General features: G+C 69.0%; 7 protein-coding genes. 3 read left to right on the top strand and 4 right to left on the bottom strand.

Annotation, left to right across the window (positions count from 1 at the left end):
- Window positions 1-971 (bottom strand): GTP-binding protein (locus VGE03_RS08165; protein WP_331045986.1); only part of this gene is annotated, 971 nt, incomplete at its 3' end.
- Between the two features lie 225 nt (window positions 972-1,196).
- Between VGE03_RS08165 and VGE03_RS08160 the strand changes: the two genes are divergently transcribed.
- Both VGE03_RS08160 and VGE03_RS08155 read left to right on the top strand, forming a co-directional pair.
- Window positions 1,197-2,348 carry an efflux RND transporter periplasmic adaptor subunit gene (locus tag VGE03_RS08160; RefSeq protein ID WP_331045985.1) on the top strand — a complete coding sequence of 384 codons (1,152 nt, stop codon included), beginning with the start codon at window positions 1,197-1,199 and terminating at the stop codon, window positions 2,346-2,348.
- Between the two features lie 15 nt (window positions 2,349-2,363).
- A complete protein-coding gene (locus VGE03_RS08155) occupies window positions 2,364-5,483 on the top strand; it encodes an efflux RND transporter permease subunit (protein WP_331045984.1) in 3,120 nt (1,039 codons plus the stop codon).
- Window positions 5,484-5,516: 33 nt separating this feature from the next.
- Here VGE03_RS08155 and VGE03_RS08150 read toward each other — a convergent pair whose 3' ends face one another.
- The 3 genes from VGE03_RS08150 to nhaA all read right to left on the bottom strand — a co-directional run bounded on the left by VGE03_RS08150 (window position 5,517) and on the right by nhaA (window position 10,205).
- Window positions 5,517-6,068 (bottom strand): surface-adhesin E family protein, encoded by a 552-nt coding sequence (locus tag VGE03_RS08150; RefSeq protein WP_331045983.1) that lies wholly within the window; start codon window positions 6,066-6,068, stop codon window positions 5,517-5,519.
- Between the two features lie 79 nt (window positions 6,069-6,147).
- Window positions 6,148-8,763 (bottom strand): TonB-dependent receptor, encoded by a 2,616-nt coding sequence (locus VGE03_RS08145; protein WP_331045982.1) that lies wholly within the window; start codon window positions 8,761-8,763, stop codon window positions 6,148-6,150.
- Between the two features lie 242 nt (window positions 8,764-9,005).
- Entirely contained in the window at window positions 9,006-10,205 is a 1,200-nt protein-coding gene (gene nhaA, locus VGE03_RS08140) for a Na+/H+ antiporter NhaA (protein ID WP_331045981.1), read from the bottom strand.
- Between the two features lie 204 nt (window positions 10,206-10,409).
- On the opposite strand from nhaA, the gene VGE03_RS08135 reads away from it, so the two are divergent.
- Window positions 10,410-11,861, top strand: coding sequence for a protein adenylyltransferase SelO family protein (locus VGE03_RS08135; RefSeq protein WP_331045980.1), 1,452 nt, complete (start codon window positions 10,410-10,412; stop codon window positions 11,859-11,861).
- Window positions 11,862-11,971: the final 110 nt, after the last annotated feature.

Here is an 11,971-nt window from a genome sequence, read left to right as displayed (position 1 = left end):
AGGCGCAGGCGGGCGATGGCGGCGCGCAGGTCCTCGAAGTCGGCGGCGTCGACCGGGAACAGGCCGCAGAAGACCACCGACTGGACCTCCTTGAAGCCCTTCAGCGGCTCGGCGGTGGGGCGCTTCTCGTCGGTGATGGTGTCGCCGACGGCGGCGTGGGCGACCTCCTTGATCTGGGCGGTGATGAAGCCGACCTCGCCGGGGCCGAGCTGGTCGACCGGGGTGTTCTTGGGCAGGAAGACGCCGACGCGGTCGACCAGGTGGGTCGAGCCGTTCTGCATGAACTTGACGCGCTGGCCGGCCTTGAGCGCGCCGTCGAAGACGCGGACCAGCAGCACGACGCCCAGGTAGGGGTCGTACCAGGCGTCGACCAGCATGGCCTTCAGCGGGGCGTTCACATCGCCCTTGGGCGCCGGCAGGCGGGTGACAATGGCCTCGAGGACCTCCTCGATGCCGATGCCCGACTTGGCAGAGGCCATGACGGCCTCCGACGCGTCGATGCCGATGACGTCCTCGATCTGGGCGCGGACCCGGTCGGGTTCGGCGGCCGGCAGGTCGATCTTGTTCAGGACCGGCACGATCTCGTGGTTGTTGTCGATGGCCTGGTAGACGTTGGCCAGGGTCTGGGCCTCGACGCCCTGCGAGGCGTCGACGACGAGCAGCGAGCCTTCGCAGGCGGCCAGCGAGCGCGAGACCTCATAGGCGAAGTCGACGTGGCCGGGCGTGTCCATCAGGTTCAGGACGTAGTCGAGCCCGTCCTTGGCCTTGTAGTGCAGGCGCACGGTCTGCGCCTTGATGGTGATCCCGCGCTCCTTTTCGATGTCCATGTTGTCCAGCACCTGGGCGGACATTTCACGCGCGGACAGGCCGCCGGTGACCTGGATCAGGCGGTCGGAGAGCGTGGACTTGCCGTGGTCGATGTGGGCGACGACGGAGAAGTTGCGGATGCGTTCGATCGGAGGGGTCGGCATGGTCCGGCGCGCCTAGCACGACAGGCGGAAAAGCGCCAACGGAACGGCGAAACGAACTGTCTCCGCCACTGATTTCGTTGCGGATTACGAAGTCGTAACGCGACGCTTTGCCGGTTTTCGACAGGTCGGGGAAACGCTATTCAACGACGGATGACAACCGGACGCCCGCAAAGGGCGTTCTTCCGCTCTGGCCGCGCCTCCCTCGCGGCGACATGGGGATCACACGTGCCGAAGACCCTTCGCAGCCACTGGACCATCGCCGCCGCCCTGATGGCGACCGCCGTCACCCTGTCCGCCTGCGGTGGGGGCGAGCAGAAGTCCGACACGGGCGGGGCCAGCGCCCAGACGATCAGCGTGCAGACCGCGACGACGCAGAACCTGCCGCGCACGGTCACCGCCTCGGGCAGCGTTTCGGCCTGGGAAGAGGTGCCGGTCGGCGCCGAGACCGGCGGGCTGACCGCCACGGCCGTCTATGTCGACGAAGGAACCTATGTGCGCCAGGGCCAGCCGCTGGTGCAGATGAACACCGCCCTGCTGGAGGCGCAGGTGCGCCAGCAGCAGGCCGCCGTGCAGACCGCCGAGGCCAACGCCGCCCGCGACGACGCGGCGCTGGCGCGGGCGCAGGAGCTGAAGGCGCGTGGCTTCCTCAGCCAGGCGTCGCTGGATACGGCCCTGGCCAACCAGCGGGCCTCGCAGGCCAACCTGGCCTCGGCCCGCGCCGTCCTGGCCGAGACCCGCACCCGCCTGTCGCAGGCCACGGTGCGCGCGCCCGTCTCGGGCCAGGTCATCAGCCGCAGCGTGACCCGCGGCCAGATCATCAGCGCCGGCGCCGAGCTGTTCCGCATCGTCCGTGACGGCCGTCTGGAACTGGACGCCCAGGTGCCGGAGACGGAGCTGGCGCTGGTCCGCTCGGGCCAACTGGCGCAGGTGACCTCCAGCCAGGCCGCGCCGACGACCGGCACGGTGCGCATCGTGACCCCCGAGGTGGACGCCGAGACCCGTCTGGGTCTGGCCCGCATCAGCCTGGCGCCGGGCGGCGCCCTGCGTCCGGGCATGTTCGCCCGCGCCGTGATCGACGTCGGCGACCAGCCGGCGACGGTCGTGCCGACGGCGGCGATCCTGTACCGCAACAACCAGGCGGGCGTCTTCGTCATGGCCGGCGCCGACACCGTGCGCTTCCAGCCGGTGACCGTGCTGAACCGCCAGCAGAACCAGACGGCCGTGTCGGGCGTCGCCGTCGGCGCCCGCGTGGTGGTCGAGGGCGCGGGCTTCCTGAACCAGGGCGACCGGGTGCGCATCGCCAGCGCCGCCGCGGCGCGCCAGTCGGTGACCGCGCGCACCCAGGCCCAGTCGGCCCCTGCGTCCAGCGCGCACTAACCGGAAGCGACCGTCATGAACCAGATCTCCTCCTGGTCGATCCGGAATCCGATTCCGATCATCCTGCTGTTCCTGCTGCTGACCCTCGCCGGGGTGGTCGGCTTCATGGGCATGCGCATCAACAACAACCCCGACGTCGACTTCCCCATGGTCGCCGTGACCGCCGCCCGTCCGGGCGCGGCGCCGGCGGAGATGGAGGTCCAGGTCACGCGCCTGATCGAGGATTCGATCGCCGGCCTGTCGGGCGTGCGCCACATCTATTCGAACGTCTCGGACGGCGTCTCCTCGACCACCATCGAGTTCGAGCTGGGCACCGACACGGAACGCGCCACCAACGACGTCCGCAACGCCATGAGCGGCGTGCGGGCCAGCCTGCCGCAGGACATGCAGGAGCCGACGGTCCAGCGCATCGACATCACCGGCGACGCCCTGATCACCTATGTGGTCCGCTCGCCGACGATGACGCCGGAAGAGATCAGCTGGTTCATCGACAACGAGGTCAGCCGTTCGCTGCTGGCGCTGGGCGGCGTCGGCGAGGTCAACCGCTCGGGCGGCGTGGACCGCGAGATGCGGGTCGAGCTGGATCCACAACGCCTGTCCGCCTACGGCGTGACGGCGGCGCAGGTCAGCCAGGCGCTGACCAATGTGAACAACAACCTGCCGGGCGGCCGCGTGACCGTGGCGGGTTCTGAACGGGCCGTGCGCACCCTGGGCGCGGCGACCTCGCTGGAGCAGCTGCGCGAGACCCTGGTGCCGCTGGACGGCGGCCGCACGGTGCGCCTGCGTGACCTCGGCACGGTCGAGGACAAGTGGGGCGAGCCGCGCCGCATCGCCCGCTATGACGGGCAGGAGGCGGTGACCTTCAACTTCCTGCGCTCGCGCACGGCCTCGGAAGTCACGGTCGCCAAGAAGGTCCGCGCCGAGGTCCTGCGGCTGGACGAGGCGAACCCGAACCTGACGATCCAGCAGGTCACCTCGAGCGTGCAGTATATCGAGGAGAGCTATATCGCCTCGCTGGAAGCCCTCGGTCTGGGCGCCCTGCTGGCCGTGATCGTGGTGTTCATCTTCCTGCGGGACTGGCGGGCGACCCTGATCGCGGCGACCGCCATGCCGCTGTCGCTGATCCCGACCTTCGCCATCCTCGGGCCGATGGACCAGTCGCTGAACGTGGTCACCCTGCTGGCCCTGTCGCTGACCATCGGCATCCTGGTCGACGACGCGATCGTTGAGATCGAGAACATCGTCCGGCACATGCGCGACGGGAAGGCGCCCTATAACGCGGCCATCGAGGCGGCCGACGAGATCGGGCTGGCCGTCGTGGCCACCACCGGCACCATCATCGCCGTCTTCGCCCCGGTCGGCTTCATGCCGGGCATCATCGGCCAGTTCTTCAAGGCCTTCGCCCTGGCGGCCTGCGTCAGCGTCTTCTTCTCGCTGGTCGTGGCCCGGACCCTGACGCCGCTGATGGCGGCCTTCCTGCTCAAGCACACCAACCACGAGGACCGCGATCCGTTCTGGATGGGCGGCTATCTGCGCGCCCTGCGCTGGTCGCTGGCCAACCGGTGGAAGGTCTTCCTGCTGGGCATCCTGTTCCTGGTCGGTTCGGTCGGCGTGTCGATCGTGGCCAAGATGTCGTTCGAGTTCATGTCCCCGGCCGACGAAGGCCGCGCGGCCTTCCAGATCGAGACCCCGCCGGGTTCGACCCTGGCCCAGACCGACGCCATCGTGCAGGAGGTCACCCGCCGTCTCGAGGCCCGCGACGAGGTCACCTCGGTCTACGCCGCCATCGGCGGTCAGGACGTCAACCAGGCCAATGTCTATGCGGACATGGTGCCCAAGGGCGAACGGGCGCTGTCACAGCAGGCCTTCGCCCGCGAGATGGTCGATGAGCTGAAGGCGATCCCCGGCGCCCGCATCCGCGCGGGCATCGCCCAGCAGGGCGGCGGACCGGGCGACGGCACCAGCTACACCTTCTCGATCCTGGGCGACGACCCGGCGACGCTGGACGCCGCCGCGCGCAAGGTCGAGGAGGAGATGCGCGGGGTCCCGGGCCTGGCCAACGTCGTCAACACGGCCGCCATCGCCCGTCCCGAGATCGTGGTCACGCCGCGCGCCGACGAGGCCGCCCGCGCCGGTGTGACGGCCGGATCGATCTCCCAGGCCGTGCGGGTCGCCACCATCGGCGACATCGACCAGAACCTGCCGAAGTACAATCTGGGCGACCGCCAGATCCCCATTCGCCTGCAACTGACCGAGGATGCGCGCGAGGACCTGACGGTGATCGAGAACCTGCGCGTGCCGACCGCCAGTGGCGGACAGGTGCCGCTGAGCGCCGTGGCCGACGTCGCCTTCGGCGCCGGTCCGGCGACGGTCAGCCGTCAGGACCGTTCGCGGATCGCCTCGATCACGGCCGAGCTGGACGGCATCACCACCGGCGCCGCCGGCACGGCGGTGAACAACCTGCCCTCGGTGAAGAACCTGCCGGCGGGCGTGCGTCAGGTGCCCGCGGGCGACGCCGAGTTCATCCAGGAGATGCTGGTCGGCTTCGGCATCGCCTTCATCTCGGGCATCCTGCTGATGTATGCGGTGCTGACTCTGCTCTTCAAGAGCTTCGCCTACCCCGTCACCATCATGGCCGCCCTGCCGCTGGCCATCGGCGGCGCCTTCATCGCCCTGGCCATCGCGGACAAGAATTTCTCCATGTCCGCCCTGATCGGGGTGCTGATGCTGATGGGCATCGCGGCCAAGAACTCCATCCTGCTGGTCGACTATGTGATCATGTCCGAGAAGGACGGGATGAACCGCCACGAGGCGATCATGGACGCCGCCCACAAGCGGGCGCGGCCGATCCTGATGACCACCTTCGCCATGGGCGCGGGCATGGTGCCGATCGCCATCGGCTGGGGCGCCGACGTCGAGTTCCGCTCGCCGATGGCGGTGGCGGTGCTGGGCGGCCTGATCTCCTCGACCTTCCTGTCCCTGCTCTACATCCCGGCGATCTTCACCATCGTGGACGACATCGCCGGATGGGTGCGCCGTCACCTGGGCGGCGGCTTCGCGGCGCAGAAGGCCGAGGCCAATCGCCCGGCCCCCTCCCCGGCCGCGGCGCCGGTCGATCCCGACGAGCGCTGGTGACTGACGACGGCGGCGGAGCGATCCGCCGCCGTTTCAGTGTCGGGGTTCGACCGGCACGGCCACCGGCGGCGGCAGGTTGGCAGGCGGCGGGACGGGCGGAAGCGCGTCCGGATCGCGGGTCGCGGCCAGGAAGGCGTCGACGTCCCAGACCGGCCCGGCAGGCATCGGAACACCGTCGCACAGGAAGGGGATCAGGGCGGCGTTCGGCGTGCCCGGCTGGACATCCCGCCAGATCGGCTCGTGCCGCACCTCGTCATCCATGACCTCGCCCGAGGCCGTGACGAACTGCCCCTGCATCACCGCCGTGCGCCGCGCCGAGCAGTCCACCCGGTAGCGGCCGAGCATGTAGTGCCAGGCCCGTCCGTTCGCCGCCAGCTGCGGCCGCTCGAAGACCACCATCACCCGGGTCTCCAGCGTGCCGTCCGGCTGCAAGGCGGGCGCCCGACGCTCCAGCGCCACGGTGGCCCCGTCCTCCTTCAGGATCGGCGTCCACAGTCCCCCGTCCTGCCCCGTGTCCTGCGCCGCCGCTGCGGATGTGGACAGGGTCACGGCCGCGAGGACGGCGAGGTTGGCGATAAGGCGCATGGTCGGGTCTCCTTCACCCAAACAAAACCGGCCGGGGTCGCCCCCGGCCGGTTCCTCGTTTCGCCCGTGAGCGAAGCGATCAGTACTTGAAGCGCAGGGTCGCGCCGTAGGTGCGCGGGGCGCCCAGGAAGGCGTTGTAGGTCTGGGTGTCCAGAGCCGGGTTGTAGAAGGTGCCGGCGTACGGGCCCGAGGCGGTCGGGGTCGACTGGAAGGCCGAGCCCTGCAGCGGGGCGTTGAAGCCCACCTGGGTGTACTCCTCGTCCGTCAGGTTCTGGCCCCAGAACTCCATGGTCCAGCGCTCATCCTCGGTGCCGAGGACGATACGGCCGTTCACGGTCGTGAAGGCGTCCTGTTGCTTGTAGGGCAGCAGGTCCGAACCGGTGTTGTAGTCCGACATGTACTTGGCCGACAGGCTGAAGCCCGCGCGCATGCCGTTGCCGATGCTGCGGTCGAAGTTGACCGAGGCCGAGACCGACCATTCCGGCGCGAACGACGCCGTGGCGCCCGGCAGCAGCGAGAGCTGCGGGAAGTTGCCCGGGTTGGTCAGGTCGGCGGCGGTGAAGTTGCCGTACTCCGCCTCGGTCCAGGTCACGCCGCCCTGCAGGCTCAGGCCCTCGATCGGGGTGAACCACAGCATGTCGGCGTCGACGCCGCGCGAGGTCAGCTCGGGGATCGACTCCACCACGAAGGCGGTGCCGAGGAAGGTGTTGAGCTGGAAGTCCTCGAACGTCTGGTCGAAGTAGGTGGCGTTCAGCAGCAGGGTGCGGTTCAGCAGGGTCATCTTGACCCCGGCTTCCCAGCTGTCGACCATTTCCGACGGGAACAGCAGCGAGGCGGTCGGGGTGATGCCGGTCTGGACGCGGTCCAGATTGTAGCCGAACGACTTGTAGCCGCGGGCGTACGAACCGTAGACCATCACCGAGTCGTTCAGGCGGTACGAGATCTTGGCCGTGCCGCTCAGTTCGCCGTCGTCGACGCTTTCGCTGACGTTGCGGTTGGTGAAGGCCGAGTTGGCCCACGGCAGACAGATGTTGCCGGCGATGGCCGAGGCGTTGGCCGAACCCAGGGCCAGGCCGATCTGGCCGACGTTGGCGAGCACCGCGTTACAGGTGTTGCCGTTGCCGTTGACGTTGCGCTGGGTGCCCTCGACGGACTTCTCGTCCATCGTGTAGCGCAGGCCCAGGGTCACATCGAGGGCGTCGGTGACGTGCCAGGTGTTGTTGGTGAAGAAGGCGACCGAGGTCGATTCCTGCTCGTAGAAGTCCTCGTAGCCCTGGCCGACGGTGAAGCCGATGCCGCCGCCGCTGACGGCGCCGCCGGTGGCCAGACAGGTCTGCAGGCCGGCCGCGGTCTGGGCGGTGCGGGTGAAGCAGCCGATCGAGTTCGGGCTGATGGCGAAGGCCGGAACGGCGGCGTTCAGGCGGGCGGTCAGCAGGAACGACAGGAAGGGCGTGTAGTCCGCACCGAAGTACCAGCTGTCGGCCCGGCCGATGTCTTCCTTGGTGGCGAACACGCCGACCAGCCAGTCCAGGGTGTCGTTCTGGCCGGCCAGACGCAGTTCCTGGGTCAGGTTCTCGACGGTGTAGCCGAAGTCGCCGTCCTGGACGCGGTAGGCGATGTCGGCGCCGGTGTAGTCGATGTCGGTGCCGAGGTCGCCCGACCAGTCACGCCACGAGGTGACCGAGGTCAGGGTCGCGCCGCCGAACAGGCTCGGCAGGTCGATGTTGGCCTCGATCGAGACGCCCTGGTCGACGACCTTCTGCGGGGTGCCGCGGTTGGCGTAGGCCTGACGGCTGAAGGGCAGCGGGCCGAAGCCGGCGGCAGGCGGACGCTGGCCGGTGCCGGTGGAGAGACCGTCGACGAACGGATAGGTCGGGCCGACGCGGGTCTGCACCGCGGCGCAGCAGTATTCGTCGCGCGAGGTGTAGTCGGCGATGACGCGGACCGAGGTGTTGTCGTTCGGCAGCCACAGCAGTTGGCCGCGGGTGGTGAAGAAGTCCTGGTTGTTGTCGTCACGCTCGGTGCGCGGACCGTCGCCGATGTCGACGTCGTAGAAGCCGTCACGGACGCGGCGACCGGCGTACAGGCGGAAGGCCAGCTGGTCGGTGATCGGGCCGGTGACCGAACCCGAAACGCCCATGGCGCCGTAGCTGCCGACGGTGGCTTCAGCGTTGAAGCCCGGGGTGAAGGACGGGGCCTCGGTGATGATGTTGATGACGCCGGCCGAGGTGTTCTTGCCGAACAGGGTGCCTTGCGGGCCCTTCAGCACCTCGATGCGGCTCAGTTCGCCCAGGTCGCCGAAGCCGACCGAGTTGCGCGAGCGATAGACGCCGTCGATCACGACGCCGACCGAGCTTTCCAGGCCGGGGTTGTCGCCGACGGTGCCGACGCCGCGGATACGGGCGGTGGTCGAGGCTTCCGAGGCCGTCGAGGTCACGGTCATGCCCGGCGTCAGGATCTGCAGGTCCTTGATGTCGCGGACGCCCGCGTCGTTCAGGATCTCAGCCGGCAGGCTGGTGACCACGATCGGCACGTCCTGCAGGTTCTGCTCGCGCTTCTGGGCGGTGACGATGATGTCGTCGATGGTGGTCGGACCGTCCTGGTCCTGGGCCGAGGCGACCCCGGCGAAGCCGAAGGCGCAGGCGCCCACGACGGCGGCCGACACGGTGGTGCGAAGAATATTGGTGAGGCGCATGCCCACTCCCCGACTGAGGCCGGGCGCGTGCTTCACGCGGCCACGGCGTTTCCTGATCCCATGGGCCGCGTTCTTGACGTGGAACGCGATGCTCCAAGCGTTTTGGGTAACTCAGGCGGGACTCAGCGACAAGGAGCGCCGTTCGGTCGTCCCGCATTTCATCGGTAGGCGAAGGCTAACTGTGACGCAAAAGCGACAAAATCCGATGACGTAGCGTCAATATTTGCTCAGTTCTTGCGATTTTACGGGGTGTCAGCAGCGATTTTCTTGCGCCGACTGGCCGCGATCCCGAGAACAATTGCTCCAGTGATCGCCGATAACATAGAGCCGCCCAGTACGCCGATCTTCACCTCGACCTGTTCCGGCGAGTCGATCGCGCCCGGGAAGGCCAGGACGCCGATGAACAGGCTCATGGTGAAGCCGACGCCGCACAGCAGGCTGACGCCGTAGAGCTCGAGCCAGGTGGAGCCCGTCGGACGGCGGCCGATCCGCAGTTTCGAGGCCAGGGCGGCGGCGCCCAGCACCCCGACCTGCTTGCCGATGAACAGGCCCAGGGCGATGCCCAGAACCAGCGGCGCGAACGCCTGCTCCAGCGACAGGCCGGCGAAGCTGACCCCCGCCTTGGCGAAGGCGAACAGGGGCAGGACCAGCCAGGCGACATAGTGGTGCAGGTCGTGCATCGCCTCCTGCAGCGGGCTCTGGCCGTCGGAGCGGCGGTCCTTGACCGGCACGATGGCGGCGAAGGCCACGGCGGTCAGGGAGGTCGACAGCCCCGACTGCACGGTCATGTACCAGACCAGACCGAAGCCCAGCACCCAGAAGGGGGACGGGATCTTCTTCCACTGGGCGACCACGGCGCCCGCGAGGAGCAGGCCCGCGACCCACAGCAGCGGCCCGATCTGCACCCCGCTGGAGAACAGGGCGGCGATCAGGGCGATGGCCCCGAGGTCGTCGACGATCGCGAGCGTGAGCAGGAAGACCCGCAGCGCCGAGGGCAGGTTGCGGGCCACCATGCCGAAGACGGCGAGGGCGAAGGCGATGTCGGTGGCCAGCGGAATGGGCCAGCCGGCGTGCGGGCCGGACAGGAGACCGGAGACCAGCAGATAGACCAGCGCCGGGGCGACCATGCCGCCGACCGCGGCCAGAACCGGCGTGGCGAGCTTGCGCGGATCGCTGAGCTCGCCGCGCAGGATCTCGTATTTGATCTCCAGCCCCACCACGAGGAAGAAGACCGCCATCAGGCCTTCCTTGATCCACTCCGAGATCGACATCTCGAGCATCACGGGGCCGAGACGGACGATGTGCTCGCTCTTCAGCCAGCCGAAATAGTCGGCGCTCCACGGCGAGTTGGCGACGATCAGGGCAGCGAGGGCGGCGACCCCCAGCATCGCGCCGGACGCGGCTTCGGTTTTCAGGAAATCGAGCGTGAGTTTGCGCGCCATGTCGCCTCCGGACCAAGGGGGTTTCATGACGCCAGGTTATCGACGGGCGCCGGACCGGATTCGCCCCGCACGAAAATACGCGGCGCCGGCCTGGCCGCGTCCGGTCGGACGGGCCTGATCTCTGGGCTCTACAATACGGCCGGGGCCCGATGGTTCAAGGCGAAACGGTTGCGCGACCGCCGTGGAAGCCGCATTTGGCGGCCCATGCCCGTCTCGCCCGACTACCGCCCCGACCCGCAGTTCGTGACCCTCGGCGACGAATACGGCGACGCCGTCCGGGCGGCGACCTTCCCGCAGTCGATCGTGCGCTTCCGCAACGACGCCGCCGCCGCGACCGTCGGGCTGGAGACGCTGACGGAGGCGGAATGGATCGCCCATTTCGCCCGCTTCGAGCCCCTGCCCGGCCAGCCCGGCCCGATCGCCATGCGCTATCACGGGCACCAATTCCGCACCTACAATCCCGACCTCGGCGACGGCCGGGGCTTCCTGGCCGCGCAGCTTCGGGAAACCCCGGGCGCTCAAGCAGCGAGCGACCGCGTCGCGAGCGGTAGCGCCACTGAGGGAAGACTGCTCGATCTGGGGACCAAGGGCTCGGGCACGACGCCCTGGTCGCGGACAGCGGACGGGCGGCTGACGCTGAAGGGCGGCATGCGCGAGGTTCTGGCGGCGGAGATGCTGGAGGCGCAGGGCGTGCCGACCAGCCGCGCCTTCTCCCTGATCGAGACGGGCGAGGAACTTGAGCGGGGCGACGAGCCCTCCCCCACCCGCTCGGCGGTTCTGGTGCGGCTGTCGCACAGCCATATCCGCTTCGGCACCTTCCAGCGCGCCGCCTATTTCGGCCGGACCGACATGCTGGAGGCGCTCGTGGCCCACGCCCGCGCCCTCTACCATCCGCAGGTCGCCGAAGGGGACGTCCCGGGCTTCCTCGGCGCCGTCGTCGAGGCCTCGGCCCGGCTGACCGCGCGCTGGGTGGCGGCGGGCTTCGTGCACGGGGTGCTGAACACCGACAATCTGAACGTCACGGGCGAGAGCTTCGACTACGGCCCCTGGCGCTTCCTGCCGTACTACGAACCCGGCTTCACGGCGGCCTATTTCGACCAGACCGGCCTGTACGCCTTCGCGCGTCAGCCGGAGGCGGTGTTCTGGGCCCTGACACAGTTGGGCGGAGCGCTGAAGCCGATAGCCGACGCGGAGCCCTTGACGGCGGCGCTGAACAGCTTCGGCCCGGCCTACATCCGCGAACTGCGCGCGGCCTTCCTGGATCGACTGGGCGTGAAGAGCCTGGGCGAGGCGGCGGACCAGCGCCTGCTGGACACCACCCTGGCCCTGCAGCGCGAGGTCGGCGAGGCGGGCCGATGGGAGCCCCTGTTCCATGACTGGTTCGGCGGCTTCCCCTCCTCGGCCCGGGCGGTGACCGGCCCCCGCGCCAAGCTGTGGCAGGGCAAGGCCTTCGACAATTTCCGCTTCGCCCTGTTCGAGCACGAGCCGGACCGGCCCGAGCGGCTGGAAAGCCCGGCCTTCGCCCGGGCGGAGCCGGAGGAGATGCTTATCGACGAGGTGGAGAGCCTTTGGGCCGCCATCGCCGAACAGGACGACTGGGCTCCCTTCCACGACAAGGTGGCCCGCCTGCGCCAGACGGGCGCCGCCCGCCGCTGACGATCATTACGAAGGTTTCATCTCGAAAAACGATAATCTTCTTGATCGATAATCGATGCGTGCATATCGATTATCGGCATGGGGCCGCAGCGGGCGGCCGGGGAGATTTT

It is taken from the genome of Brevundimonas sp. (assembly GCF_036400995.1).
In the GTDB taxonomy this organism is placed as follows: Bacteria; Pseudomonadota; Alphaproteobacteria; order Caulobacterales; family Caulobacteraceae; genus Brevundimonas.
The sequence above is the reverse complement of the archived record's forward strand: the minus strand, read 5'-3'. Positions and strand labels throughout refer to the sequence as shown.

Coding starts and splice junctions, on each gene's coding strand:
- VGE03_RS08135 (WP_331045980.1), top strand. CDS start 10,410: ATGCCCGTCTCGCCCGACTACCGCCCCGACCCGCAGTTCGTGACCCTC.
- VGE03_RS08145 (WP_331045982.1), bottom strand. CDS start 8,763: ATGCGCCTCACCAATATTCTTCGCACCACCGTGTCGGCCGCCGTCGTG.
- VGE03_RS08150 (WP_331045983.1), bottom strand. CDS start 6,068: ATGCGCCTTATCGCCAACCTCGCCGTCCTCGCGGCCGTGACCCTGTCC.
- VGE03_RS08155 (WP_331045984.1), top strand. CDS start 2,364: ATGAACCAGATCTCCTCCTGGTCGATCCGGAATCCGATTCCGATCATC.
- nhaA (WP_331045981.1), bottom strand. CDS start 10,205: ATGGCGCGCAAACTCACGCTCGATTTCCTGAAAACCGAAGCCGCGTCC.